The organism is Sphingomonas sp. (assembly GCF_035714405.1).
Classification (GTDB): domain Bacteria; phylum Pseudomonadota; class Alphaproteobacteria; order Sphingomonadales; family Sphingomonadaceae; genus Sphingomonas.
Genome location: NZ_DASTMA010000019.1, coordinates 1 through 24,935, shown reverse-complemented (window position 1 = coordinate 24,935; position 24,935 = coordinate 1). Strand labels below are relative to the sequence as shown.

Annotated in this window: 25 protein-coding genes and 1 pseudogene; 18 read left to right on the top strand and 8 right to left on the bottom strand. The window is 68.8% G+C overall.

Features of this window, described 5'->3' with window-relative positions; translation table 11 throughout:
- The first annotated feature begins 136 nt into the window (after window positions 1-136).
- The 6 genes and pseudogenes from VFQ64_RS11500 to VFQ64_RS11475 all read left to right on the top strand — a co-directional run.
- The gene (locus tag VFQ64_RS11500; RefSeq protein WP_325103464.1) at window positions 137-2,932 is read left to right on the top strand and encodes a ribonuclease E/G; all 2,796 of its coding nucleotides are present in this window, start codon (window positions 137-139) and stop codon (window positions 2,930-2,932) included.
- Window positions 2,933-3,130: 198 nt separating this feature from the next.
- Window positions 3,131-4,495: a M48 family metalloprotease gene (locus VFQ64_RS11495; RefSeq protein ID WP_325103463.1), complete on the top strand. Its 1,365-nt coding sequence runs from the start codon at window positions 3,131-3,133 to the stop codon at window positions 4,493-4,495.
- A complete protein-coding gene (locus VFQ64_RS11490) occupies window positions 4,492-5,190 on the top strand; it encodes a DsbA family protein (RefSeq protein ID WP_325103462.1) in 699 nt (232 codons plus the stop codon). Before VFQ64_RS11495 ends, VFQ64_RS11490 begins: the two co-directional genes overlap by 4 nt.
- 93 nt (window positions 5,191-5,283) lie before the next feature.
- Complete coding sequence (locus VFQ64_RS11485; protein WP_325103608.1) at window positions 5,284-6,213, top strand: ABC transporter ATP-binding protein; 930 nt, start codon at window positions 5,284-5,286, stop codon at window positions 6,211-6,213.
- Complete coding sequence (locus tag VFQ64_RS11480) at window positions 6,210-6,971, top strand: ABC transporter permease (RefSeq protein ID WP_325103461.1); 762 nt, start codon at window positions 6,210-6,212, stop codon at window positions 6,969-6,971. Before VFQ64_RS11485 ends, VFQ64_RS11480 begins: the two co-directional genes overlap by 4 nt.
- A gap of 3 nt (window positions 6,972-6,974) precedes the next feature.
- Window positions 6,975-7,628, top strand: a pseudogene (locus tag VFQ64_RS11475) (DUF429 domain-containing protein); the annotation flags it as partial.
- 108 nt (window positions 7,629-7,736) lie between these two features.
- Here VFQ64_RS11475 and VFQ64_RS11470 read toward each other — a convergent pair.
- From VFQ64_RS11470 to VFQ64_RS11455, 4 genes are all read right to left on the bottom strand, one after another.
- Window positions 7,737-8,492 (bottom strand): CPBP family intramembrane glutamic endopeptidase, encoded by a 756-nt coding sequence (locus tag VFQ64_RS11470; protein WP_325103460.1) that lies wholly within the window; start codon window positions 8,490-8,492, stop codon window positions 7,737-7,739.
- Entirely contained in the window at window positions 8,485-9,471 is a 987-nt protein-coding gene (glpX, locus tag VFQ64_RS11465) for a class II fructose-bisphosphatase (RefSeq protein WP_325103459.1), read from the bottom strand. Before glpX ends, VFQ64_RS11470 begins: the two co-directional genes overlap by 8 nt.
- A gap of 71 nt (window positions 9,472-9,542) precedes the next feature.
- Complete coding sequence (dapD, locus tag VFQ64_RS11460; RefSeq protein WP_325103458.1) at window positions 9,543-10,370, bottom strand: 2,3,4,5-tetrahydropyridine-2,6-dicarboxylate N-succinyltransferase; 828 nt, start codon at window positions 10,368-10,370, stop codon at window positions 9,543-9,545.
- Window positions 10,367-11,044, bottom strand: coding sequence for a pyrimidine 5'-nucleotidase (locus tag VFQ64_RS11455; RefSeq protein ID WP_325103457.1), 678 nt, complete (start codon window positions 11,042-11,044; stop codon window positions 10,367-10,369). The genes dapD and VFQ64_RS11455 overlap by 4 nt, the downstream gene beginning before the upstream one ends.
- Window positions 11,045-11,151: 107 nt before the next feature.
- Here VFQ64_RS11455 and VFQ64_RS11450 point away from each other — a divergent pair, with 107 nt between their 5' ends.
- A complete protein-coding gene (locus VFQ64_RS11450) occupies window positions 11,152-13,464 on the top strand; it encodes a S8 family peptidase (RefSeq protein WP_325103607.1) in 2,313 nt (770 codons plus the stop codon).
- Window positions 13,465-13,616: 152 nt separating this feature from the next.
- A complete protein-coding gene (locus VFQ64_RS11445; RefSeq protein ID WP_325103456.1) occupies window positions 13,617-14,237 on the top strand; it encodes a glutathione S-transferase family protein in 621 nt (206 codons plus the stop codon).
- 112 nt (window positions 14,238-14,349) lie between these two features.
- Here the strand turns inward: VFQ64_RS11445 and VFQ64_RS11440 are convergent, their stop codons facing one another.
- On the bottom strand, window positions 14,350-14,652 hold the full coding sequence (locus VFQ64_RS11440; protein ID WP_325103455.1) for a hypothetical protein: 303 nt from the start codon (window positions 14,650-14,652) through the stop codon (window positions 14,350-14,352).
- A 19-nt stretch (window positions 14,653-14,671) separates the two neighbouring features.
- Complete coding sequence (locus tag VFQ64_RS11435) at window positions 14,672-15,220, bottom strand: hypothetical protein (protein WP_325103454.1); 549 nt, start codon at window positions 15,218-15,220, stop codon at window positions 14,672-14,674.
- A 123-nt stretch (window positions 15,221-15,343) separates the two neighbouring features.
- On the opposite strand from VFQ64_RS11435, the gene VFQ64_RS11430 reads away from it, so the two are divergent.
- Together VFQ64_RS11430 and VFQ64_RS11425 are read left to right on the top strand one after the other, a co-directional pair.
- Window positions 15,344-16,036: a DUF1013 domain-containing protein gene (locus VFQ64_RS11430; RefSeq protein WP_325103453.1), complete on the top strand. Its 693-nt coding sequence runs from the start codon at window positions 15,344-15,346 to the stop codon at window positions 16,034-16,036.
- Complete coding sequence (locus VFQ64_RS11425; RefSeq protein WP_325103452.1) at window positions 16,017-17,123, top strand: MBL fold metallo-hydrolase; 1,107 nt, start codon at window positions 16,017-16,019, stop codon at window positions 17,121-17,123. The genes VFQ64_RS11430 and VFQ64_RS11425 overlap by 20 nt, the downstream gene beginning before the upstream one ends.
- Window positions 17,124-17,132: 9 nt before the next feature.
- Here VFQ64_RS11425 and VFQ64_RS11420 read toward each other — a convergent pair whose 3' ends face one another.
- Window positions 17,133-17,588 (bottom strand): hypothetical protein, encoded by a 456-nt coding sequence (locus VFQ64_RS11420; RefSeq protein ID WP_325103451.1) that lies wholly within the window; start codon window positions 17,586-17,588, stop codon window positions 17,133-17,135.
- 72 nt (window positions 17,589-17,660) lie between these two features.
- A complete protein-coding gene (locus VFQ64_RS11415; RefSeq protein ID WP_325103450.1) occupies window positions 17,661-17,876 on the bottom strand; it encodes a CsbD family protein in 216 nt (71 codons plus the stop codon).
- 159 nt (window positions 17,877-18,035) lie between these two features.
- On the opposite strand from VFQ64_RS11415, the gene VFQ64_RS11410 reads away from it, so the two are divergent.
- From VFQ64_RS11410 to tgt, 8 genes are all read left to right on the top strand, one after another.
- The gene (locus VFQ64_RS11410; RefSeq protein WP_325103449.1) at window positions 18,036-18,284 is read left to right on the top strand and encodes an exodeoxyribonuclease VII small subunit; all 249 of its coding nucleotides are present in this window, start codon (window positions 18,036-18,038) and stop codon (window positions 18,282-18,284) included.
- Between the two features lie 10 nt (window positions 18,285-18,294).
- A complete protein-coding gene (locus VFQ64_RS11405; RefSeq protein WP_325103448.1) occupies window positions 18,295-19,191 on the top strand; it encodes a farnesyl diphosphate synthase in 897 nt (298 codons plus the stop codon).
- A gap of 98 nt (window positions 19,192-19,289) precedes the next feature.
- Window positions 19,290-19,790 (top strand): pantetheine-phosphate adenylyltransferase, encoded by a 501-nt coding sequence (coaD, locus tag VFQ64_RS11400; RefSeq protein WP_325103447.1) that lies wholly within the window; start codon window positions 19,290-19,292, stop codon window positions 19,788-19,790.
- Between the two features lie 62 nt (window positions 19,791-19,852).
- Window positions 19,853-20,605 carry a peptidylprolyl isomerase gene (locus tag VFQ64_RS11395; protein WP_325103606.1) on the top strand — a complete coding sequence of 251 codons (753 nt, stop codon included), beginning with the start codon at window positions 19,853-19,855 and terminating at the stop codon, window positions 20,603-20,605.
- A gap of 7 nt (window positions 20,606-20,612) precedes the next feature.
- Entirely contained in the window at window positions 20,613-21,653 is a 1,041-nt protein-coding gene (gene queA / locus VFQ64_RS11390) for a tRNA preQ1(34) S-adenosylmethionine ribosyltransferase-isomerase QueA (RefSeq protein WP_325103446.1), read from the top strand.
- A 991-nt stretch (window positions 21,654-22,644) separates the two neighbouring features.
- Entirely contained in the window at window positions 22,645-22,989 is a 345-nt protein-coding gene (locus VFQ64_RS11385; protein ID WP_325103445.1) for a metalloregulator ArsR/SmtB family transcription factor, read from the top strand.
- Between the two features lie 87 nt (window positions 22,990-23,076).
- Window positions 23,077-23,475, top strand: a complete 399-nt coding sequence (locus tag VFQ64_RS11380) for a DUF6006 family protein (protein WP_325103444.1) — start codon at window positions 23,077-23,079, stop codon at window positions 23,473-23,475.
- 176 nt (window positions 23,476-23,651) lie between these two features.
- A complete protein-coding gene (gene tgt / locus VFQ64_RS11375; protein WP_325103443.1) occupies window positions 23,652-24,785 on the top strand; it encodes a tRNA guanosine(34) transglycosylase Tgt in 1,134 nt (377 codons plus the stop codon).
- Window positions 24,786-24,935: the final 150 nt, after the last annotated feature.

Below are 24,935 nucleotides of genomic sequence, written 5' to 3'. Positions count from 1 at the left end.
GGCGTGGGCCCGGTCTCCGGGCGTGCAGCGCGAGCAGACGCACTTCACCAAACCCGCGCGCGGAGCGACCGCTTCGCCGCCCCCTACCGACGCGCGCGCCCGCTTTCTGACGAGGCGCGCGCGTGGAGAACCACACATGACCACGCGTATGCTGATCGACGCACGCCACCGGGAAGAAACCCGTGTGGCGGTCGTCAAAGGGAACCGGATCGAGGAATTTGACTTCGAGTCCGCCGAGCGCAAGCAGCTCAAAGGCAATATCTATCTAGCCAAGGTCACCCGCGTCGAGCCGTCGCTGCAGGCGGCGTTCATCGACTATGGCGGCAACCGCCACGGCTTCCTCGCCTTTAGCGAGATCCATCCCGACTATTACCAGATCCCCAAGGAGGATCGCGAGGCGCTGCTGCGCGAGGAGGCGGAGCACGCCGCCGAGGAAGCGGACATCCGCGCGCGCCAGGATGCCGAGGACGACGGCGAGGATTACGACGACGAGGACGACGACCACCATGACGAGGTGACCGCGCTCGGCGACGACGAGCCCGATCATAGCGAAGAGCATGACGCCGAGGAGGAAGGCACCTCCAAGAAGCCGCGTGGAGGCGACGAGGTCGAGGCGCTGCGCCAGCGCCGCATGAATCTGCGCCGCCGCTACAAGATCCAGGACGTGATCCGCCGCCGCCAGGTGCTGCTGGTCCAGGTCGTCAAGGAAGAGCGCGGCAACAAGGGCGCCGCACTCACCACCTATCTATCGCTCGCCGGCCGCTATTGCGTGCTGATGCCCAATACGTCGCACGGCGGCGGCATCAGCCGCAAGATCAGCAACGCGGGCGACCGCAAGCGCCTGAAGACGATCATGGCGGATCTGAAGCTGCCGCCGTCGATGGGCTGCATCGTCCGCACCGCCGGGCTGCAGCGCACCAAGGTCGAGATCAAGCGCGACTTCGACTATCTGGCAAGGCTGTGGGACGGCATTCGCGAAGAGACGCTCAAGTCGGCGGCACCCGCGGTCGTCTATGGCGACAGCGACCTCATCAAGCGCGCGATCCGCGACATCTACAATGCCGGCGTCGAAGAGGTGATCGTGGAGGGCGAGGAGGGCTATCGCCAGGCAAAGGACTTCATGCGGCTGCTGATGCCGTCACATGCCCGCCGCGTGAAGCAATATGCCGACGCGGTGCCGCTGTTCCAGCGCGCCGGGGTCGAGGACCAGCTGGCGGCGATGTACAACCCGGTCGTGCAGCTGAAATCGGGTGGCTATCTGGTCATCAACCCGACCGAGGCGCTGGTCTCGATCGACATCAACTCGGGCCGTTCGACGCGCGAGCATAATATCGAGCAGACCGCGACCGCCACCAACCTGGAGGCCGCGCAGGAGATCGCGCGGCAGCTGCGCCTGCGCGACATGGCGGGGCTCGTCGTCATCGACTTCATCGACATGGACAACGGGTCCAACGTCCGAAAGGTCGAGAAGGCGATGAAGGAGGCATTGAAGGACGACCGCGCCCGCATCCAGGTCGGCCGCATCTCCTCCTTCGGCCTCATGGAGATGAGCCGTCAGCGGCTGCGCACCGGCGTGCTGGAGGCATCGACGCGAATGTGCCCTCATTGCGAGGGCACCGGACTGGTCCGCACCGCCGCGTCCGCCGGCTTGTCGGCGCTGCGCCTGATCGAGGACGAGGCGGCACGCGGCCGCGGCTCGTTCCTGACGCTGCGCGCGTCGCAGGAAGCGGCGATCTACGTCCTCAATCGCAAGCGCGCGGATATCGCCGAGATCGAGGACCGTTACGGCGTTCAGGTCGAGATCCTGCCGGACCGCGAAGAGGAAGGCGCGCGCATGGCCGTCGAGGCCTCGGGCCCGCCGCCGGCGCATGCGCCCCGCATCGAGGCGCTGGTGGTCGAGGAGGAAGAGGACTTCGCCGACGAGATCCCGGACGAGATCGAGGTCGAGGAGGATGCCGGCGATGACGAGGAGGAGGCCGGCGAGGCCCGTCCGCGTCAGCGCGAGGAGCGCGCGCCCAGGGACGAAGGCGAAGGCGGGCGCAAGCGTCGCCGTCGCCGTGGTCGCCGGCGTGGTGGCCGCCCAGAGGAGGTCAGCGAGGCGCAGGGTCTTGCCGAGGACCAGACCGAAGCGGGTGCCGAGCCGGAGGCAGGTGACAGCGACGACCGCGCCGAGCCGGAGTTCGGCGAGCAGCCGCGCGCCGATGGCGAGAGCGAAGGCGGCGAAGGCCGCCGCCGTCGTGGTCGACGCGGACGCCGCGGTGGGCGTCGCGACGAGGCTCAGCCAGAGGCGGAGACCGCGACCGATCCGCAGTTCCCCGTGGACGATGCGGACGCCGACGCGGACGAGCCGGAGACGATCGAGGCGGCCGATGCCGGCCACGTCGTCAGCCCGCTCGACCTGCCGACCCACGAGGAGGACGCCAAGCCCAAGACCCGGCGGCGGCCACGTTCGCGTGCCGCGGCCGCGGAAGCGACGGCCGCGGAGGCGTCAACCGAGATTTCGGTCCAGGCCGAGCCCGAGTTCGTCGGCGAGCCCCCAGCGAAGCCGCGCCGCTCGCGCCGCAAGGCCGTCGTCGCCGACGATACTGCGTCGAGCGAAGCGGAAGCCTCCGTTCCTGCGTCGGTTGATCCGGAAGCCACCACTACACCCGTGGCGGACGGCGAGTCTCCCGCCGACGACAAGCCGAAGCGCCGCTCGCGCCGCAAGCCCGTCGAGGCGGAGCCGGAGCTGCCGGTGATCGCCGAAGCTCCCTCCGCAGCGCCGGTCGCACCCGCGGTGGAAGCGCCCCCCGCGCCGCCCGCCGCCGCGAACGATCCCGACGAGGTGACGCTCGCCACCGGCCAGGATGGTACGCTGCCTGCCGACAATGTGGCCGACGAGTCCGCCGGTCCGCCACGGCGCGGCTGGTGGCAGCGCACGTTCGGGGCCTAAGGTCGCATCAACCTTCCCTGGCGGATGCCGGGGTCCAGTCGGCCGCTGCGGACTGGACCCGGCATCGGGAACTCTCCGCGGGAGTCCCGCTTCATCTCGACTAGGCCAGCCCACAGACGGAGCGGACTTCCTTCACACCGGGTTCACCGCGCCGCTTCCACCTGTCGTCCCATCGCCAACTATGCCATGTCCCGCCCGATGAAGCGCTTGACCGCCTCCCTCGCCACCGTGGCGCTGCTCTGGGCGCAGCCCGCCGCCGCGCAATCCGTGTTGCGCGACGCCGAGACGGAGGCGCTGTTCTCCGACATGGTGTCCCCCCTCGCGACCGCCGCCGGAATGGGCGCCCGCGACATCAAGGTCGTGCTGATCCAGGACGACAGCATCAATGCTTTCGTCGCGGGCGGCCAGATCATCTACATCCATTCCGGCCTCATCCAGGCGGCGAGCAATGCCAACGAGGTGCAGGGCGTGCTCGCGCATGAGCTCGGCCATATCGCCGACGGCCACGTCGTCCTGGGCGCGGCCGGCGCGCGGCCCGCCATGGGCATCTCGCTGTTGTCGATGGTGCTGGGGCTCGCCGCCATCGCCATGGGTGGCGGCGAGGCGGGCGCGGGCATCCTCGCGGCCGGTCAGCAAGCCGCGCTCGGCAAATACCTCGCCTTCAGCCGCGTCCAGGAGGCGACCGCCGACGCCGCCGGGCTCAAATACCTCAACGACGCCGGCATCACCGGCGTCGGGCTGCTGACCTTTTTCAAGAAGCTCCAGCAGCAGGAATATCGCGTCGGCGTCGGCAATATCGACCCGTTCATGCAGACCCACCCGCTGTCGGGCGCCCGCCTGGCGACGCTGACCGGCGCGGTCCAGGCCTCGCCTGCCTTCCGTACCCGCGCCGATCCAGACATCGAGGAGCGCTTTCGTCGCATCAAGGCGAAGCTGATGGGCTATGCGATGCCGCCGGCGCGGACGCTGCGGGATTATCCGGAGACGGACAGCTCGATCTATGCCCGCTACGCCCGCGCCTACGCCTATCACAAGGGCGGCTTCCCGGACAAAGCCGACGCGGAGGCGACCGCGCTGGTCCGCACCAAGCCCGATGATCCCTACTTCCTCGAGGTGCAGGGCCAGATCCTGCTCGAGGCCGGCAAGCCGCGCGACGCGCTCGCCCCGCTCAAGGCCGCGACCGAGGGTTCGCGCTACAACCCGCTGATCGCCACCACCTATGGCCACGCGCTGATCGCGACCGAGGACAAGACCTTCTATCCCGAAGCCGTGCGCGTGCTGCGCATCGCGGTGGCGCGCGACGACGCCAATCCGTTCGGCTGGCAGCAACTCGGCACCGTCTACGAGCGCACCGGCGACATTACGCGCGCCGCACTCGCCACCGCCGAGCGCGCGCAGGTCACTGGCGATCACCGCACCGCGCGGGCCAGTGCCCAGTATGCGCTGGCGAACCTGCCCCCCAACACCGCCGACTGGATCCGCGCGCAGGACATCGCGATGACGTCCAAGAACGAGCTGTGCGACGACGACAACAAGAAGCAGAACAAGCGTCTGTGCAAGTGACGCGCGCGACCTTGCCGCTGGTCGCGTTGGTCGGGGCGCTGGTTGGCGGCGTCGGCGTCTACGCCCTGAGTGCGCGGGCGGAGGGAGGCATCGGCCCGGAGGTGCGCGCCTATCTCCTCGACCATCCCGAGGTCATCACCGAGGCGATGGCCAAGCTCCAGGATCGCGAGAGCGGCCGGCTGGTGGCGCAGAACCGCGAAGCGGTGGTCCGGCCCTATCGGGGCGCCTGGGCCGGCAACCCGCGGGGCGACGTCACCGTGGTCGAGTATTTCGACTATAATTGCGGCTATTGCCGGTCGAGCGCTCCGCTCGTTCAGCAGCTGATCGCGCGCGATCCGCAGGTCCGCATCGTCTATCGCGAGCTGCCGATCCTGTCGGACAGCAGTCGTGCCGCCGCGCGCGCCGGCCTCGCCGCCGCGTTCGCCGGGCCCGAGCGATATCGCCGCTTCCACGCTGCGCTCTACGCCGCCGGTCCGGTCAGCGACGGGACGATCGCCGCCGCCGCGCGCGTCGCTGGCGTCGACCCCGCCCGCGTCCCCGCCGACGCCGAGGCGGAGATCGGTCGCAATCTGGAGGTCGCGAGCAAGCTCAACCTCAGCGGTACACCGAGCTGGGTAATCGGCGACCGCGTCCTCCAAGGCGCGCAGCCCCTGGAGGCGCTCGAGGAGGCGGTGCGCGCGGCGCGGATCAACTAGGCCCGTCTTCCAACCTTTGCCGGAAGGGAGCGCGACTTGGAAACTCTCGTCGCGGCGTTCGACAACCCTTTCCCACCCCGCTACCCCTATCCCGTGCCCGAACCGATCCTCTCCGTCGTCGGCGTCACCAAGATCTATGCGAGCGGGGTCACGGCCCTCCACCCGACCGACCTGACGATCCGCAAGGGCGAAATCTTCGCGCTGCTCGGCCCGAACGGTGCGGGCAAGACCACCCTCATTTCGATCATCTGCGGCATCGTCACGCCCACCGCCGGCACGATCACCATCGCCGGTCACGATGCGTTGAGCGACTACAAATCCGCCCGCCGCGCGATCGGGCTGGTGCCGCAGGAGCTGTCGGTCGACATGTTCGAGACGGTGTCGGCGACGGTCAGGTTCAGCCGCCGCCTGTTCGGCCACTCGGCCAAGGACGCCCACGTCGAGGAGGTGCTGCGCGATCTGTCGCTGTGGGACAAGCGCGACGCCAAGATCATGGAGCTGTCGGGCGGGATGAAGCGCCGAGTGCTGATCGCCAAGGCGCTGGCGCATGAACCCGACATCCTGTTCCTGGACGAACCCACAGCGGGCGTCGACGTGGCGCTGCGCCGCGACATGTGGAAGCTCGTCCACAGGCTGCGCGAAAAGGGCACCACGATCATCCTCACCACCCATTATATCGAGGAGGCCGAGGAAATGGCCGACCGCGTCGGCGTCATCGACAAGGGCCGGCTGCTGCTCGTCGAGGACAAGGCGGCGCTGATGCAGAAGCTCGGCAAGCGCGAGCTGACGCTGACGCTGGTCGACCCGCTTGCCGCGATCCCGGACAGCCTATCCGGCTGGGAGCTCGCGCTGGAGGACGAGGGCCGCACACTGCGCTACCGTTTCGATGCGACTGCGGAGCGTACCGGCATCCCCTCGCTCCTCACAGCGTTGCGCGACCAGGGCATCGGCTTCAAGGATCTGGAAACGAGCAAGTCGAGCCTCGAGGACATCTTTGTCGACTTGGTGGGGGAACGGCGATGAACCCCCATTCCGTCTGGGCGATCTACCGGTTCGAGATGGCCCGCGCGCTGCGCACGCTGTGGCAGTCGCTGGTCACGCCGGTCCTCACCACCAGCCTCTACTTCATCGTATTCGGCGGCGCGATCGGCAGCAGGATGCAGGCGGTCGACGGCGTCGCGTACGGGAGCTTCATCGTCCCCGGCCTCATCATGCTGTCGCTCCTCACCCAAAGCATTAGCAATGCCTCGATCGGCATTTACTTCCCGAAGTTCACCGGCACGATCTACGAGATCCTGTCCGCGCCGGTGTCGGCGTTCGAGCTGGTGATCGGCTATGTCGGCGCGGCCGCGACGAAATCGGTGGTGCTCGGCCTCATCATCCTGGCGACCGCCGCGCTGTTCGTGCCGCTGCGGATCGAACACCCGTTCGCGATGCTCGCCTTTCTGCTGCTCACCTCCTTCGCGTTCAGCCTGTTCGGCTTCATCATCGGCGTCTGGGCGAATGGCTTCGAGCAGCTGAACTTCGTGCCTGCGCTGCTCATCACGCCGCTGACCTTCCTCGGCGGCAGCTTCTATTCCATCGACATGCTGCCGGAGCCCTGGCGCACCGTCAGCCTGTTCAACCCCGTCGTCTATCTCGTCAGCGGCTTCCGCTGGAGCTTCTTCGGCGCGGGCGACGTCGCGATCGGCGTCAGCCTGGCCGTCACTTTCGGCTTTCTGCTGCTGTGCCTGGGCGTGATCTGGTGGATCTTCCGAACGGGTTGGCGGCTGAAGAACTGAGCCATGTCGACCGTCCTCGGCATAGACGCTGCCCGGACCGCGCGACAGCCGAGCGGCGTCGCCTTGGCCGAAAAGCGGGGCGATCACTGGCACCTGATCGCGGCAGAGCCTTCCTACGCGCATTTCCTTGCCCTGGCATCGGGCACCGCTCTGTCGACGCGACCAACCGGCTCGCTGCCGGACGCGGCGGCCCTGATCGGGGCGGCAACCACCATCACGGGCGCACCGCCTACGCTGATTGCGATCGACATGCCTTTGGCGAACACACCGATCCTGAAAAGGCGGACCGCCGATGACGCCGTGTCGCGAGCTTTTGGCGGACGCAAATGGGGGACGCACAGTCCCAGCGCCGAGCGACCCGGCGCCATCAGCGATCGCCTGAGCGCCGACTTCGCTGCACTTGGCTATCCGCTACGCACCACGACGATTGCGACGCCCGGGTTGATCGAGGTCTACCCTCACCCGGCGATCCTGGAATGGAGCGCCGCCGCCGAGCGCATACCCTATAAGCAAGCGAAGACACGGACCTACTGGCCCGATGCGCCGCTCGACGAGCGCAAGCTGCGACTGGCGGAGGTCTGGCGGCGCATCATCACGGTGCTGGACGAACGGGTCGCGGGCACGGCCGCACTGCTGTCCCGGTCGAACTGTTCGGGCAAGGCGATGGAGGACGCGCTCGACGCGATCATCTGCTGCGGCGTGGCGTCGACGCGTTGGCGGGCGAGGCGGTGGCCTTCGGTGATCAGCAGGCCGCGATCTGGATCCCTATGGCGAGGCACCGCTCCGCCGCCACGCCCCCAGCAGCAGCGGCCGCACGAACAGCCCGTTCAGGTCGATCAGCACATGCAGCAGCACCGGCAGCCACAACAGTCCGGCCATGAGGTAGACGGCGCTCAGCACCAGGCCCAGCACGGTGGTCGCCACCACCCCGGGCCAGCCCTGATACAGGTGCAGCACACCGAACAGCAGCGCCGTGGCGGCGAAGGCAAGCATCGCGCTGCCGGTCAGCAGCGTCAGCAGCAGCGGCACGAACAGCCGGAAGGTCACCTCCTCCGTGATGCCGGCGGTGACCGACAGCAGCGCCGCCGGGAGCAACTCCGCCCGATTGCGCGGCAGGATCGCGCCGATGTCGCCGATCGTGCCCACCGGCCGGTCGGACCGTCGCAGCCGCGTGAGGACCACCACCGCTGCGGTCCCGAGCACCAACCCCAGCCCGGCGCTCGCTATCATCATCCGCAATGCTTCGCCAGCGACATGCGGCAACCAGGCGGCGGCGCGCGCGAACTCCGGCGGCATCCGCGTCAGCGCCTCCGAGCGGCCAAGCAGCAACAGCCCCGCCAGTGACGGCAGCGCAAAGGCGATCCAAGGCTTCACCGTCCAACGCCAGTATCGCTTTTGCCGCGAGCCGGTATCAGCCAGCCCCTGAAACACGCGCCAGCTCGCCAGATCGCCTTTCAGGAACCACCACACCGCCGCGAGCTGCACAGTTAACAGCGCGGCGACGGCGACGCGTTCAGCCAAGCCGGTGCTCGCCCTTCACCCAGCGCACCGTGCCCGACGAGGCGCGCATCACCACGCTCTCGGTGGTCATCTTGCCGGCCTTGCGCTTGACCCCCGCCAGCAGCGAGCCGTCGGTGACGCCGGTCGCGGCGAAGATGCAGTCGCCCTTGGCGAGGTCGGTCAGGTCGTACTGCCGGTCGAGGTCGGTGACCCCCCACTTGGCCGCGCGACCGCGTTCGTCGTCGTTGCGGAACAGCAGCCGCCCCTTGAACTGCCCGCCGACGCAGCGCAGCGCCGCCGCCGCCAGCACCCCTTCGGGCGCGCCGCCCGACCCGATATAGATATCGACCGTCGTATCCGGGTTGGTGGTCGCGATCACCCCCGCCACGTCCCCGTCGGGGATCAGCATGATGCCGCAGCCCAGCTGCCGCAGCTCCGCGATCAGCGCCTCGTGGCGCGGCCGGTCGAGCACGCAGGCGATGATTTCCGACGCGGGTACGCCCTTCGCCGCCGCCACCGCGCGGACGTTCTCCGACGGACTCTTGTCGAGATCGATGATCCCGTCGGGATACCCCGGACCGACCGCGAGCTTGTCCATGTAGACGTCGGGTGCGTTGAGCAGTCCGCCGGCCTCCGCGATGGCCAGCACCGCGAGGCTGTTCGGCCCGGCTTTGGCGCAGATCGTCGTCCCCTCCAGCGGATCGAGCGCGATGTCGATCTTGGGTCCGCCGTCCTGTGCCGACCCAACTTTTTCGCCGATGAACAGCATCGGCGCCTCGTCGCGTTCACCCTCGCCGATCACCACCGTGCCGTCCATCGGCAACAGGTTCAGTGCCTCGCGCATCGCTTCCACGGCGGCGGCGTCGGCCGCCTTCTCGTCGCCATGGCCGACCAGCGTCGATGCCGCGATCGCTGCCGCCTCGGTGACGCGCACCATCTCCAGCACCAGCACCCTGTCCAGAGCAGAACTGGGGTCGAGCAGCTGGGTGGTGGCAGTCATGTTGCGTCCTCGCTAGATTCGATGGCGCGGTAAGCGGCGCAGCGCGACGTGTCGAGACGCGAGCATACGGCTCAGTCGCGCAACAGCTCGTTGATCCCGGTCTTGCTCCGCGTCTGCGCATCGACGCGCTTGACGATGACCGCACAATACAGGTTCGGCCCACCCGGATTTGTCGCCGACGGCGCGGTGCCCGACACGACGACGCTATAGGGCGGCACCTCGCCGAGGAATACCTCGCCGGTGGCGCGGTCGATGATGCGGGTTGACGCGCCCAGATACACGCCCATCGACAGCACCGCGCCCTCGCCGACGCGCACGCCCTCGGCCACCTCCGACCGCGCGCCGATGAACGCGCCGTCGCCGATGATGACCGGATCGGCCTGCAGCGGCTCAAGCACCCCGCCGATCCCGGCACCGCCAGAGATGTGGACGTTGCGACCGATTTGCGCGCAGCTCCCCACCGTCGCCCAGGTGTCGACCATCGTCCCCTCGCCGACATAGGCGCCGATATTGACGAAGCTCGGCATCAGCACCGCGCCCCTGCCGATGAAGGCGCCGCGGCGGACGATCGCTCCGGGAACGGCGCGGAAGCCGGCGCCGGCGAAGCGGTGCGGGCCCCATTCGGCGAATTTCGAAGGCACCTTGTCCCACCAGTGGGCGCCGCCGGGGCCGCCGGCAATCGCCTCCATCGGGGACAGGCGGAAGGAGAGAAGCACGGCTTTCTTGAGCCATTGGTTGACGGTCCAGCCTTCCTCCCCCTTCTCGGCGACCCGGGCCTCGCCCGAATCGAGCAGCGAGAGCGCCGCCTCCACGCTTTGCTTCACCTCGGCGTCGCCGGCGTCGAGCGACTCGCGCCGTTCCCAGGCCTCCTCGACGACGGCTTTCAGCGTTTCGTTCATGCCCCCTGCCCTCCGGTGATCTCGGCCAGCCAGTCGCCGATATCGGTAATGCGGTAGTCGATAAAGGCCGGGTCGGCGTCGTGGCTCGCCTGCTCCGAGCCGTTGTCGACCCAGACGGTGGTCATTCCGAGCCGCTTGGCCGGCACCAGGTTCCTCGCCATGTCCTCGGCGAAGAGCGCGCGCTCCGGCGCGATGGCGTGGCGCTCGCACATCGCCGCATAGGCCCTCGGGTCCGGCTTGGGCACATAGTCCATGGCGTGGATGTCGTGGACCCCGTCAAAGGCGTTGGCGAGGCCGAGCCGGTCGAGGACCCGGCGGGCATAGGTTTCATCGCCGTTGGTGAAGACGAACTTGCGGCCCGGCAACCGGTCGAGCGCCGCAACCACCCTGGGATCGGCGGTGAGCCGGGCGAAATCGATGTCGTGGACATAGTCGAGAAAATCCCTCGGCTCGACTCCATGCTCCTTCATCAGCCCGGCCAGCGTCGTGCCGTGATCGCGGAAGAAGCCCTTCTGGACGATCCGCGCCTGAGCCGGTGTGCAGCCGAGCCGTTTTGAGATATATTCGCCCATTCTCACGTCGATCAGCTCGAACAGGTTGGTCGAGGCGGGATAGAGGCTGTTGTCGAGATCGAAGATCCAGCAGTCGATCGAGGCAAGCGGAGGAGGGAGCATCGGCGCCTCATAGAGCGCATCGGGCCTTCAGCAAATTGAAAGCATTGGAGGAATAGGGTAGGTCGTGAAATCTCCAAAATTTTGAAACACTTAGGCAGGGGACCGTGATGAACGCCAGGCTCACACGTAATGCACTGCTCTTGACCGTGTGCGCGGCCGGGCTCCTCCTCTCCGGCTGTGGCGGAGGCGGCGGCAGCGGCGGCGGCGGCCCGGCTCCCATTGCCGCGCCTCCCCCGGCTCCTCCGCCGCCCCCTGCTCCGCCGCCGCCGCCACCGCCGCCGCCACCGCCTTCCTCCGGGGTGAATTACGCCGACAGCGAATATGCCCGGTCGAACGGCGCCAGCAGCCACTCCAGCATCTCGGCCTACAACAAGGACGGGACCGGGCAGGGCGTAAAGATCGCCATCATCGACAGCGGCATCAACCCGAACCTTCCCGAATTCGCGGGCAAGATCGATCCGGCGAGCCGCGACGTCGCCGGCAGCCGAGGGATCGTCGACATGAGCGGGCACGGGACCGCGGTCTCCGCCGTGGCGGCGGCCGCCCGCGACGGCGACGGGATCATGGGGGTCGCCTTCAATTCCACTATCCTGTCGCTCAACACCCAGGGCACGAAGGGCTGCGGTTCGGACGAAGGCTGCGAGCACAGCGACGCGTCGATCGTCCAGGCCATCGACCTCGCGCGCCTGAACGGCGCCAAGGTGATCAACATCTCTCTGGGCGGCCCCGATCCCAGCCCCTCGGTGAACGACGCCATCGGCCGGGCCTCCGCGGCGGGAATCCTGATCGTCATGTCCGCCGGCAATTCCGGGAAGCTGCCCGGCGGGGAAAATCCGGAAGTCTTCGCCTTGACCGCGTCCGCGGCCGGCAACGTCATCATCGCGGGATCGATGGATTCCAACCGGATCATGGCGGCCTCCTCGAACAAGGCCGGCACCGGGGCCTCCCGTTATCTCACCGCCCTTGGGGTGCAGGTCCGGGCGCCGGACAATACGGGCGACTATTTCCTGTGGTCGGGCACCTCCTTCTCCGCACCGGTGATCAGCGGCGCCGCGGCCCTGCTCGCAAGCGCCTTCCCGACGCTGACCGGGCAGCAGATCATGGAGATCCTGCTCAGCAGCGCCGACGATGCGGGGGCGCCCGGCACCGATCCTCTCTTCGGCCGCGGGATCCTGAACCTGGACCGCGCCTTCCAGCCCCTGGGCACCCTCAGCCTCCCCGGCGGCCAGCCGGTCGACAGCGCCGCCGCCGGCCCCGGCCAGGGCGGCTCGACCGCGATGGGCGACGCCAAAGTGAGCGTCGCCGGGATGGTGGTTCTGGACGGCTTCTCCAGGGCCTACACGATGAACCTCGCCAGGGCGCTCCAGCGCGCGGAGCAGGACCGCCCCCTCGGCCAGGCGCTTCAGCCGGGCCTCAGCACCGCGACCGCGGGAGCCCGCGGGGTCGCCGTCTCGATCACCGTCGACCGCAAGCTGAGCGGGCAGCCGCAGGTCGGCCTCGCCCAATTGGGCCTCACCTACGAGGACGGCCGCAAGGCGCGGGTGCTTTCCGGGATCGCCGTCAGCCGGATTTCTCCGCGCCTGTCGGTGGCGATGGGCCTTTCCGAGAGCGGCAAGACGCTCGAGCGTCGGCTCAGCGGCCACTACCATGACGCCTTCCTCGTCGCCCGCGACCCGATGAGCCGCACCGGCTTCCAGGGCGATTCGGCGGGAAGCTTCGGTGTGCGCCAGCGGCTCGGCCGGATCGGGATGACCTTGACCGCCGAGCGCGGCGAGGTGCTCCAGCCCGGCTTCGGCCGCTCCGCGGCGCAGCCCCGCTACGACATGGCCGCGCTCGGCTTCGACCGGCGCCTCGGCCGCGCGCGGCTGAGCCTGGGCGCGAGCCGGCTCGACGAGCGCTCGACCGTGCTCGGCGCCCGCTTCTCGCCCCTTCTCGGCGTGGGCGGAGCGACGAGCTGGTTCGCCGATGCCGGCGCCGACTTCGACCTCGGCCGCGGCTGGGACGCTTCCGCGGGCTACCGCCGCGGCTGGAGCGCGATCCCGGCCGCCGCCGGGCTGGCGCAGGGCGGGCGGGTCGCCACCGACGCCTGGTCGCTCGACCTCGGGCGGGGCGGCGCGTTCCGGCCGGGGGACCGGCTCGCCTTCCGGATGATGCAGCCGCTGAGGGTGCGGTCGGGCGGGCTGGGGCTCAGCGTTCCGGTTTCCTACAGCTACGACAGCCTGAGCGCGGGCTATGAGAGCCGCTTCTTCAACCTCGCCCCGACCGGGCGGGAAATCGACTTCGAAGCGGCCTACGGCCTAGACCTGCTCGCCGGCGCCGGCCATCTCAGCGCCAACGCCTTCGCCCGGCGGCAGCCGGGCAATGTGGCCGAGATGGACGCGGATCTCGGGGCGGCGATCCGGTTTACCTTGGGGTTCTGAATTCCTCCCCGAGCTTGTCTCGGGGAGGGGGACCGCGCGAAGCGCGGTGGAGGGGCAATTCCGACTCAGCTTTACCCCTCCACCACGACGCTTCGCGCCGCGGTCCCCCTCCCCAGGCCAGCTGGGGGAGGAATGCGAGAGGAGCCGAGTGAATGACTGACGATTTGATCCTCCACGAATATTCGCAGTCGGGGAATTGCTACAAGATCCGCCTCACCGCCGCGCTGCTCGGCGCGCCGCTGGAGCGGCGGGAATATGACATCACCAAGGGCGAGACGCGGACTCCGCAGTTCCTGGCGACCGTCAATCCGAACGGCCGCATCCCGGTGCTCCAGATCGGCGACCGTTTCATCCCGGAAAGCAACGCCGCCTGCTTCTACCTCGCCGACGGTTCCGGCCTGGTTCCCCACGATCGCTTCGACCGCGCCGACATGCTTCGCTGGATGTTCTTCGAGCAATATAATCACGAGCCCAACGTCGCGACTCTTCGCTTCTGGCTTGCCTTCCTCGGCGAGGAGCGGCTGGACGAGATGCAGCGGGCGCTGATGCCTGCCAAGCGCGCGGCGGGCGAAGCCGCGCTTCAACTGATGGACGAGCATCTCGCCGGCCGCAGCCACCTTGTCGGGAACCGGCTCAGCCTCGCCGACGTCGCCCTCTACGCCTACACCCATGTGGCGGAGGAGGGGGGGTTCGAGCTTTCCCGTTATCCAGCGGTGGGCCGGTGGCTGGAGCTTGTGGCCGGGCAGCCAGGCTACCTGCCAATGAGCGCCTAGAGCTGATCCGTCATTGCGAGGAGCGCAGCGACGAAGCAATCCATCGGTCTCAGAGCCCATCCGGATTGCTTCGCTTCGCTCGCAATGACGAAGGGGATCCCCTTATCCAGGCTCAGTTGACGAAGATCGCGACCAGCAGACCGCCGACGGCGAGCGCGCCGACGCCGAGGATGACGGCGGCGCCGGTCAGCACCTTGTCGCCGGTGCTCTTGCGCTTCTTCTTCCTTGGCTCCTCGTCCTGAGCGGCCGCGGCCCGGGCCGCCATTGCCGGCGGCGCGTCGGCGAAGCGGAGCTCGGCGCCGCCCTCGAAGCGGGCCTGCTTCGCCGCCGGCGCTTCGTCCGGCCGATCCGCGGCCAGTGCCGGACAGGCGGCGGCTGCGAGTTGAGCGGCGGCCAGCGCCGCGATCGTCGTCATTCTCATCTTCATTTCACCCTCACTCGCTCTGGTCGCCAATGTAGTCGAAGATCAGCACTCCGCCGACGATGATGACGGCGCTGGCGCCGATCGCGATCCAGCCCGCGGTCGAAAAGCCCTGCTTGCGCCCGTCCGGCCCCGTCCGTCCGGCCGCAAGCTGCGTAAGCGGACGGCCCGCCAGGCTCAGCCCGAGCCTCGGATCGCGGCCGCTGAAGCCGAGCTCGGCGCCCCTGGCGAAACGGAGCTCGCCGGTCGTTCCGCTTCTCAGCGTCGAGGTCACGGCGAGTCCCGCCTGCGGCTTCTCCCGCCCGCCGCCGAGCGGCACCCGAAGCCGCGCTCCGGCAAAGGCGGAGACCTGGGCGGGCGTCGCGGCCCGGTCCTCATGCAGCTCCGCGGCGGCGGCCGGATGCGAGGCCGGAAGAACCTGAGCGGCCGCCACCAGGCCGGCGACAAGCATTTTTTTCATTCGATATTCCCCCACCAGGGCCGCGCCGCGGCGCGGCGGTTTCTCCCGATCTTCACTCAACAGGATGCCGGGAGGTGCGGCGGCGGATGTGGCCTCGCCCAAAAAAGACGGTTGCCCGGGAAGGCGGCATTCGCCTTGCCCTGCGCCGCCGCCTGCACTAGATCGCTGGGCAACGTAACGGCCGCTCCGGGAAGGGGCGGCCCTTCTTGTTTCTGGAGACCGACCGTGGCTCAGCCGCTCATGCCCCATGCGACCGCTTCCTGGCTGGTCGACAACACGTCGCTCACCTTCGAGCAGATCGCCGAATTCTGCGGTCTTCACATCCTCGAGGTGCAGGCGATCGCCGACGACACCGCCGCGACCAAGCTCACCGGCCGGGACCCGATCCGCGCGGGCGAGCTCAACCAGGACGAGATCGATCGCGGCCAGGCGGATTCGGAATACCGCCTGCGCATCCTCAAGGAGCCGGACCAGACCCGCCGGACCAAGGGCCCGCGCTACACGCCCGTGTCCAAGCGCCAGGACAAGCCCGACGGGATCGCCTGGATCATCCGCAATCACCCGGAGATCTCCGACGGCCAGATCGGCAAGCTGATCGGCACCACCCGAACCACCATCGCCGCGATCCGCGACCGCAGCCACTGGAACATCGCCAACATCCAGCCCAAGGATCCGGTGACCCTCGGCCTGTGCTCGCAGCGCGAGCTGGACGCGCTCGTCGCCAAGGCGGCGAAGGCCGCGGGGATCGAGCCGGCGGCGCAGGACCATCGCCTGGCCGGCGACCGCGAGGCGCTGATCGAGGAGCTGAGGCGCGAGCGTGACACCGCCGCCCGCGAGGCCGAGGCCGCGCACGCCGCCGAGGAAGCGGGCGTGTCCGCTCCCCGCGAGCCGACCGCCGATGACCTCTTCAAGAGCTGATCCCGCCACTCCCGACGTCTCACTGACCGACCCGGACGAGGCCTCCGGCCAGGCCTATACGCACAAGGGCCTCACCTACCCGCTCGGCCGCCGCGCACCCGGCGAAGGCGAGATCATCGCGCTTGCCGACGGTGTCGGCTGGGCGCGGCTGCCGATCCCCGGCTCGCTCAGGCATATCAACATCTGGGTGCTCGAGGACGGCGAAGGGGTGGCCCTCGTCGACACCGGCCTCGACATCCCCGCGTGCCGCTCGGCCTGGGAGGCCTTGATCGACGGTCCGCTCGCCGGACGTTCGGTCACTCGGGTGATCTGCACCCATTTCCACCCCGACCACATTGGCCTCGCGGGCTGGCTTACCGGTCGCTTCGCCGTTCCTCTGTGGATGACGCGCGGCGAATGGCTGTTCGGCCGCCTCCTCGCCAGCGACGTGCGCGAGGCGCCGCCGGCCGAGGCGATCGCCTACTGGCGCTCCGCCGGGTGGGAAGAGTCCCGGATCGAGGCGGAAGCCGCCAAGGGCTGGGGCCGCTTCGCCTCGGTGGTCAGTCCCATTCCGGTCGGCTTCGTCCGGATTCAGGATGGGGACCGCCTGCGCATCGGCGAGCGCGAATGGCGAATCCTCGTCGGAAGCGGCCATTGCCCGGAACATGCCTGCCTGATCGACGACTCGGCGGGGCTGATGATCGCCGGCGATCAGGTGCTTCCGAGGATCACCTCCAACGTCTCCTTGTCCCTGAGCGAGCCGCAGGCCGATCCGCTCGGCGAATGGCTCGCCTCGATCGACAAGCTGAAGGGCCTGCCCGACAGCCTGCTCGTCCTGCCGTCGCACGGCGAGCCTTTCACCGGCCTCCACGCCCGTCTCGACGCCCTCGATTTCGGCCATCGCGACCGGCTCGACGCGCTCCACGCCAAGCTCTCCGAGCCGCGGCGCGCCGTCGACTGCTTCGGCACCCTCTTCGCCCGCCAGATCGAGGACGGCATGCTGGGCCTGGCGACGGGCGAGGCCCTGGCGCACCTCAGGCGCCTCGAGGTGGAGGGCCGCGCGGTGCGCGAGGCGAAGGACGGCGTTCACTGGTACCGGGCGGCCTGACCGGCGCGCTCAGAAATAGTCGGCGATCAGCATTTGCCTGGTATCGCAGGAATAGCGGCCGTCGCCGGGATTGCGGATTACCGGGCCGCTGAAGCTGATGAACTGCCCGATCTCCCGGACCCTGGGTTTCCCGTCGGGCGTCGGGAGCTTGCCGATCAGCCGCCTGCCGTCGAAGGTCACTTCGGCTGGGACCACGAGACCGATCTCAGCGCCGCCCCCCACGTCCAGGAACAGGCAGCCGGGCCGGTAGCGCAGCGTCCCGGGCGTTCCCTCCAGAGCCGGCACCTGGTTCGCGCTGCCCGGCGCCTGCCGGTCGAACGCAAGCTCCCTCCGCTCCGCGGCGGAAGTCGCCGGGCTGGTTTCCGGAGCGGCGGCTTGGCCCCGCGGGGCCCCGTCGCATCCCGCGCAGAGCGTCAGGATCAGGGCTGCCCACGGGGCGGCGGCGAGGCGTCGCCGGGTTCGCATCAGGCGGGCCTCGCTAGAGCAGGATGCGGCGGATCTCTCACGGAGCCCGCCGCACCTCCTGCCGGACGAGGCCTACTTCTTGTCGCCAAAGGTTTCGCGAACCGCGTCCTTGGCTCCGCCCCAGGCGTTCTGAAGCTTGCCCTCCGCCTGGTCGGCCTGGCCTTCGCGCTTCATCTTCTCGTCGCCGAGAACGGCGCCGATCCCCTCCTTCAGATTGCCGCCCATTTTCTTCACGCTGCCCTCGGTGCGATCGGCGTCCGGGCCGATATTGTCACGATGATCGTTCATGTTGACGTTCCTTTTCCCACTAGATCCCAGACAACATGCCGGGAGGCTGAAAGGTTCTTCGGCGCTCCGCGCTTCATCACGGATGGCTTGCGCAGCGCCTCGCGTCCGCCCGCCCGCTCCCGCTTGACCCTCCGCCCGCGCCGGACCAAAGCTGAGTGGATGTCCGACCAGGCCCCCGCCATTTCCGAACTCAGCTTCGAAGCCGCGCTGAAGCGGCTCGAGGAGATCGTCCGCCGGCTCGAGAGCGGCGACGCGTCGCTCGACGAGTCGATCGATCTCTACGGCGAGGGCGACCGCCTTCGTCAGCAATGCGAGGCGCGCCTGCAGGCGGCGCAGGCGAAGATCGAGAAGATCCAGCTCGGCCGCGACGGGCAGCCGGGCGGCACAATCCCGTTCGACGCCGCCTGAGCCGCCGCGGATGGCGGAGTCGTCGCCTCTCTCCCGCGCGCTCGACGAGGTCCGCTCGGAGATCGACTCGTTTCTCGGCGGCTTGCTGGCGGTGCCGCCGGATCCGCGGGCCAGGCTTTACGAGGCGATGCGTTACGCCGCCATCGGAGGCGGCAAGAGGCTCAGGCCGCTGCTCGTCGTCGCTTCCTCCGCTCTCTTCCACACCGCTCGCGACCGCGCTCTCCGGGTCGGTGCGGCGGTCGAATGCATCCACGTCTATTCGCTGATCCACGACGATCTGCCGGCAATGGACGACGACGATCTGCGCCGCGGCAAGCCCACCTTGCACAAAGCTTATGGCGAGGCCACGGCGATCCTCGCGGGCGACGCGCTCCACGCCCTCGCCTTCGAGATACTGGCGGACGATTCCACTCATGAGGACCCCTTCGTCCGGGCCCAGCTGATCGGGGAGCTCGCCCGCGCCGCCGGCCCCTCCGGAATGGCGGGCGGGCAGATGATGGACCTGGCGGCCGCCGAGCAGGCTCTGGACCTCGCTGCGGTCACGCGCCTTCAGCAACTCAAGACCGGCGCCCTGATCGGCTTCTGCCTGGAGGCGGGAGCGATCATGGGAAAGTCGCCGCCGGAGCGCCGGATCGGCCTTCGCGGCTATGCCCGCGACGTCGGGCTGGCGTTCCAGATTGCGGACGACCTGCTCGACGAGGTGGGGCAGGAGGTGAAGACCGGCAAGAAGGTCGGCAAGGACCGGGACAAGGGCAAGGCGACCTTCGTCACCCTGCTGGGCCGGGATCGGGCGCGGCAGCAGGCCGAGCTGCTGGTCGGCCAGGCGATCGATCACCTCAAGAGCTACGGGGCGGAAGCCGATCTGCTCCGCTCGATCGCCCGCTTCGCGGTGGAGCGGGACCATTGACCCTTTCCGTCATTCCGGCGAAAGCCGGAAGCTCGTGGCGAAGAGGCCCCGCGGGTCCTAACTGAGGCCCCGGCTTTCGCCGGGGTGACGAGGAGCAGATGAGGACAGGAGTCTATCCGGGCACGTTCGATCCGCTCACCCTCGGGCACATGGACATCATCCGGCGCGGCGCGAAGCTCGTTGACCGGCTGGTCCTCGGAGTCACCACCAACCCCTCCAAGTCGCCGATGTTCTCGGTCGAGGAACGGATGGCGATGGTGCGCCGGGAGCTGGCGGGCCTCGGCGCGGACATCGAGGTCGTCTCGTTCGATTCGCTGCTGATGGACTTCGCCGAGCGGGAAGGGGCCTCGATGATCGTGCGCGGCCTGAGGGCGGTCGCCGATTTCGAATACGAATATCAGATGGCGGGCATGAACCAGCAGCTGAACGACCGCATCGAGACGGTCTTCCTGATGGCCGACGTTTCGCTCCAGCCGATCGCCTCCCGGCTGGTCAAGGAGATCGCCCTGTACGGCGGCGACATAAGCAAGTTCGTGCCGTCCGCGGTGGCCGCAGAGGTCGCCCGGCGGGTCGAGTCGGTCGGGCGCAAAGGGACTTGATCCGGAGCGGCGCGCGCGCGATATCGCCCTTGGGGCGGATTTATCCGGGGAATTACAGAAACATGCGTATCCTGACTTTGCTTGCCCTGCTGCTGGGCCTGTTTCTCGCGGGCTCGGCGACGGCGCAGGGCCTGACGCTCCCCCCGCCTACGCCCGCGCCGGAGCCGGAGAACACGCTGCTTCTGGATCTGTCGAGCGGCGGCCGGGTCGCGATCCAGCTTCGCCCCGACGTCGCCCCCAACCATGTCGCCCGGATCAAGGAGCTGGCCCGCAAGGGTTTCTATAACGGGCTCACCTTCCACCGCGTGATCGACGGCTTCATGGCCCAGGGCGGCGATCCCGCCGGGGACGGCACGGGCGGCTCCGACCTCCCCGATCTCAAGGCGGAGTTCAACGGCCTTCCCCATGTCCGCGGAGCGATCGCGGCGGCGCGCCAGGGGGCTCCGCAAGGGGCCGACGCGGCGGCGGTCGCGGCGGCGGAGAACAGCGCCAACAGCCAGTTCTACATCATGCTCGGATCGCGGCTTTCGCTCGACGGCCGCTACACCGTCTTCGGCCGGGTGATCAGCGGAATGAACTTCGTCGACGCCCTCGAACGCGGCGAGCCGCCGGAAAACCCGAGCGTGATCCTGCAGGCGTCGATCGCCGCCGACAACAAGGCCCCGCCGGCCCCCGGGCAGGTGCTCGCCTCGCCCGCGGCCGCGCTCCGCGCCGCTCCCCGCGGTCCCTCCGCCGCCGGCCCTGCGGTTCCCCCGCCGCCGTCGATCCGGCTTCCCGAATCGAAACCGAAGGCGCCACCGAAGAAGTCGCGGTAAGCTGCGGGTGCGGGTCGACGAATTCGACTTCGCGCTCCCGGCGGACCGGATCGCGCTCCGGCCCGCGATTCCGAGAGACTCGGCGCGCCTGCTGGTCCTGCACGGCGGCGGTCGGCCCGAGGACCGGCTGTTCGCCGATCTGCCGGGCCTGCTTCGGCCCGGCGACGTCCTGGTCTTCAACGACACCAAGGTCATTCCGGCGCAACTGGAAGGCCTTCGGGGCGAGGCGCGGGTCGGCGCGACGCTCCACAAGCGCGAAGGGCCGCGCTCGTGGCGCGCCTTCGTCCGCAACGCCAGGCGGGTCCGGGAAGGAGACCGGATCGACTTCGGAGGCGGAGTCGCGGCGCTCGCGGGCGGGAAGGCCGAGGACGGAAGCCTCCTGCTGACCTTCGAAGGCGAGGAGCCGGTCGACCGGCTGCTCGAGCGGGCGGGCCGGATGCCGCTGCCGCCCTACATCGCGGGCAAGCGCGAGGCCGATGCCCGCGATGCCGACGATTACCAGACGATGTTCGCGGCGCGCGAGGGCGCGGTGGCGGCGCCGACGGCGTCCCTCCATTTCACGCCTCGCCTGATGGAGGCTCTGGCCGCGGCCGGCATAGTCCACGAGACTCTGACCCTCCATGTCGGCGCGGGGACCTTCCTTCCGGTCAAGGCCGATGACACGGCGGACCACAAGATGCACAGCGAATGGGGGCGGGTCGACGCCGCCGTCGCGGACCGGCTCAACTCGGCGCGGGCCGCGGGCGGGCGCATCATCCCGGTCGGCACCACTTCCCTGCGCCTCCTCGAAAGCGCCGCTGGCGAGGACCGCCTCATCCGCCCCTTCGAAGGCGACACCGCCATCTTCATCACCCCCGGCTACCGCTTCCGCGCCACCGACGGCCTCATCACCAACTTCCACTTGCCCCGCTCGACCCTGTTCATGCTCGTCTCGGCGCTGATGGGGCTGGAGACGATGCGCGCGGCCTATGCCCACGCGATCGAGGAGGGCTACCGCTTCTACAGCTATGGCGACGGAAGCCTGCTGCTTCCGGAAGCGCGGAACTGAACGTCGGGACGGGCGACAGCCGCTTGCGCGCGCGGAGGGTGTCTGGGGTCTGGATGTTCCAGGCGAGCCCGATCCGTTCCAACGTTCGAATGAGGACGAAGCCCCAGTCGGACTGGCCGCGATAGAGGCCGATCCGGGCCGAGCCGGGAAAGGCGTGGTGATTGTTGTGCCAGGCCTCCCCCATGGTCGGGATCGCGGCCCAGGGGACGTCGTGCGCCTGAACTCCGGCGCCGTCGACGAGCCAGGTCTGCGGGCCGCGGCGATGGGCGAGGTGGCCGATGAACCAGTGGCCGGTGACGGAGGCGGAGACCCGGGCGAAGACGCCCCAGACGACGAAGCTCCAGCCGCCGATCAGGAACAAGGCGAGGGCGATCGGGGCCTGTTGAAGCATCCAGGTCGCCTCCAGGAAGCGGTGGAAGGGATCGCGGCCGATGCGGCCGAGGTCGAATCGGGGCGCCCTTTCCAGATCGAGCCGGCAATGCATCTGCCACCAGGCATCGATGAGCATCGGCCGGCGATGAGCGAGATAATCGTGGCAGCGGGGCTGGCGCTGCGCCCAGTCCCTAAGATCGTGGGTGCGGATCATCCAGAAGGGACCGCTCATCCCCACGCTCGTCCCGAACCAGGCGAGGCTCCGCTCAAGCCAGAGCGGGCATTCGAAGCTGCCGTGGATCATTCGCCGGTGGAAGCCGACCGAGTGTCCGAGGAGCAGGCCGGCGCCGGTGGTGAGAAGGAATATAGCGAAGGCGCTCGCCGAAAAGGTGAGCGGACCCAGGACCAGCGCTCCCGCCAGCATCGAACCGTTCCAGATCGAATGGACGGGATCCCATCGCACCGTGCCGGCCGACGGGTCGGCGCCTTCCTCGATCAGCGAATTGACGGCGTGCGGATCATGCGACTCGGCCATGACAAGCTCCAAGCAATTAAGTCATCACTTAATCACTGAAGCACTGCCCTTGCAAGCCTTTAAGCGACTCCTTAAATGAGTGGAATGCAGCGCGTCTTCGAAGCCTTGTCCTCCACCGTCCGGCGCAAGATCCTCGCCTATCTGACCCACGCCGACCTCACCGCCGGGGAGATCGCCGCGCGTTTCGAGATCTCGAAGTCCGCGGTGTCGCAGCACTTGGGAATTCTCGAGAATGCCGGATTGGTGACGAGCGAGAAGAAGGGGCAGTTCGTCCACTACCGGCTGGTGCCGGACAGCCTTGCAAACACTCTGAACACCTACCTTCAGCAGGTCTGCCCGGTATCCGGTCCGCTCAAGAAGGAGAGCGCGGAGATTGCCGCAAGCCGCCCCGCCGAAGGCGGTGGCCGGCAAGATTCCCCGCCGGAATAGCCGAGCGTACCGGCACCCGCCGGTTCGCTTGCTGCCGGCCTTCCCAATGCCTATCATCGCGCTCCAATTCTTCCAAGGGAGGAAGCGATGAGGGCGCGTTGGCTGTTGGTGGCGGCTCTGCTTGCGGCAGCACCCGCATTCCCCTCAACTGCAGGCCAGGTGGCGGGGGGCTGGTACATGGGCGACTGGCGGTGCACGCTCGACGGCAGGGCGACCCGAATGGTCTGGGACGTGGTGAGCGTCGATCATGGCAGCAGCCACGGCGACACCGGCACCAGCGTCGCCGGTGCTGAACGGCGCGGACGGTTCTGGGACCGGGGCTCTTGGGCCGGCCTCAGCCTCGACAGGGCGACCTCGACTACGGTCCATTTCAAGCATGCCGACGGCAACAACTGGTTCCTGAGGCGCATTTCCGCGACCCAGGCCCGGGGCAATTCGACCTGGAACGGCCGCGCCTACCCGCTTTCCTGCACCAAGATGCGCTGAGCTTCCGAAGCACCTCTCTCTGCAGGGGAGAGGGAGGGGCCCGCCCGCGGTGCGGGTGGGAGGGTGGGGGAAAGACCTGACCTTAGCAGGCCCTCACCCTGGCGCTTCGCGCCTGTCCCCCTCCCCTTCAGGGAGAGGGGTTCTTCCGGGAGGGCGATGGTGTAGGAGCCCCGGCGATGTCCGGACGCCCCCGCTTCGCCTTCTCGATCTCCGCGACGGACGGCGCCGCACGCGCCGGGACGATATCGATGCGCCGCGGCGATATCCGCACGCCGGCCTTCATGCCGGTGGGCACCGCCGCCACGGTCAAGGCGATGAAGCCCGAGGACGTCCGCTCGGCCGGGGCGGACATCATCCTCGGCAACACCTACCACCTGATGCTCCGGCCCGGAGCGGAGCGGGTGGCCCGGCTGGGCGGGCTGCACGCCTTCATGGGCTGGGACCGGCCGATCCTGACCGACAGCGGCGGCTATCAGGTGATGAGCCTGTCGGAGCTCGCCAAGGTCAGCGAGGAAGGGGTGGCGTTCAGGAGCCATCTCGACGGCTCGAAGCACATGATCAGCCCGGAGCGGTCGATGGAGATCCAGCGCCTGCTCGGCTCCGACATCGTCATGGCCTTCGACCAGCTGGTGCCGACGACCTCCACCCGCGAGGAGCAGGTGGCGGCGATGGAGCGTTCGATGCGCTGGGCCGGGCGGTCGCGGGAGGCGTTCGACAAGGGCGGCGATCACGCTTCGGGAGCGGCCTTGTTCGGCATCCAGCAGGGCGCGCTCGACGAGGGGCTTCGCCGGGCCTCGGCGGAGGCGCTGACCGGCATCGGCTTCGACGGCTATGCAGTGGGCGGCCTTGCCGTCGGGGAGGGGCAGGAGGCGATGTTCGCCTGCCTGGATTTCGCTCCGGGGCAGCTTGCCGCTGACCGGCCGCGCTACCTGATGGGGGTAGGCAAGCCGGACGACATCGTCGGCGCGGTCGAGCGCGGGATCGACATGTTCGACTGCGTCCTCCCGACTCGCTCCGGCCGCACCGGCCAGGCCTTCACCCGCGCAGGGCCGATCAACATCCGAAATGCCCGATTCGGCGAGGATTCCGCGCCCCTCGATCCTTCCTGCCCCTGTCCGGTCTGCGCCTCATGGTCCCGGGCCTATCTCCATCACCTCGTCAGGTCCGGCGAAATATTGGGGGCGATGCTGATGACGGAACACAATATCTGGTTTTATCAAGGTCTGATGAACGATCTCAGGGCCGCCATTTCGGAACGCCGCCTGGCCGCCTTCGCGGCTGGTTTCCGGGCCCAATACGGAGCCCGTTGACCCTCGCCCGGGTTGAAAATTTGAGATTCGTACCCATGTGGGGTAGGAGCGGCCCTGAGGGAAATTGCGATCTTCGGCGCGACGGTGGACCGGCTTACCGGCCCCGCGCTTGCCCTGGATCGGCGGCCGCACTAGAGCGCCCGTCCTTTT

Coding starts and splice junctions, on each gene's coding strand:
- VFQ64_RS11445 (WP_325103456.1), top strand. CDS start 13,617: ATGACTGACGATTTGATCCTCCACGAATATTCGCAGTCGGGGAATTGC.
- VFQ64_RS11415 (WP_325103450.1), bottom strand. CDS start 17,876: ATGAACGATCATCGTGACAATATCGGCCCGGACGCCGATCGCACCGAG.
- tgt (WP_325103443.1), top strand. CDS start 23,652: ATGTCCGGACGCCCCCGCTTCGCCTTCTCGATCTCCGCGACGGACGGC.
- glpX (WP_325103459.1), bottom strand. CDS start 9,471: ATGACTGCCACCACCCAGCTGCTCGACCCCAGTTCTGCTCTGGACAGG.
- VFQ64_RS11425 (WP_325103452.1), top strand. CDS start 16,017: ATGACCTCTTCAAGAGCTGATCCCGCCACTCCCGACGTCTCACTGACC.
- VFQ64_RS11410 (WP_325103449.1), top strand. CDS start 18,036: ATGTCCGACCAGGCCCCCGCCATTTCCGAACTCAGCTTCGAAGCCGCG.
- VFQ64_RS11450 (WP_325103607.1), top strand. CDS start 11,152: ATGAACGCCAGGCTCACACGTAATGCACTGCTCTTGACCGTGTGCGCG.
- VFQ64_RS11405 (WP_325103448.1), top strand. CDS start 18,295: ATGGCGGAGTCGTCGCCTCTCTCCCGCGCGCTCGACGAGGTCCGCTCG.
- VFQ64_RS11395 (WP_325103606.1), top strand. CDS start 19,853: ATGCGTATCCTGACTTTGCTTGCCCTGCTGCTGGGCCTGTTTCTCGCG.
- VFQ64_RS11420 (WP_325103451.1), bottom strand. CDS start 17,588: ATGCGAACCCGGCGACGCCTCGCCGCCGCCCCGTGGGCAGCCCTGATC.
- VFQ64_RS11495 (WP_325103463.1), top strand. CDS start 3,131: ATGAAGCGCTTGACCGCCTCCCTCGCCACCGTGGCGCTGCTCTGGGCG.
- VFQ64_RS11380 (WP_325103444.1), top strand. CDS start 23,077: ATGAGGGCGCGTTGGCTGTTGGTGGCGGCTCTGCTTGCGGCAGCACCC.
- VFQ64_RS11440 (WP_325103455.1), bottom strand. CDS start 14,652: ATGACGACGATCGCGGCGCTGGCCGCCGCTCAACTCGCAGCCGCCGCC.
- VFQ64_RS11385 (WP_325103445.1), top strand. CDS start 22,645: ATGCAGCGCGTCTTCGAAGCCTTGTCCTCCACCGTCCGGCGCAAGATC.
- VFQ64_RS11455 (WP_325103457.1), bottom strand. CDS start 11,044: ATGCTCCCTCCTCCGCTTGCCTCGATCGACTGCTGGATCTTCGATCTC.
- VFQ64_RS11500 (WP_325103464.1), top strand. CDS start 137: ATGACCACGCGTATGCTGATCGACGCACGCCACCGGGAAGAAACCCGT.
- VFQ64_RS11480 (WP_325103461.1), top strand. CDS start 6,210: ATGAACCCCCATTCCGTCTGGGCGATCTACCGGTTCGAGATGGCCCGC.
- dapD (WP_325103458.1), bottom strand. CDS start 10,370: ATGAACGAAACGCTGAAAGCCGTCGTCGAGGAGGCCTGGGAACGGCGC.
- coaD (WP_325103447.1), top strand. CDS start 19,290: ATGAGGACAGGAGTCTATCCGGGCACGTTCGATCCGCTCACCCTCGGG.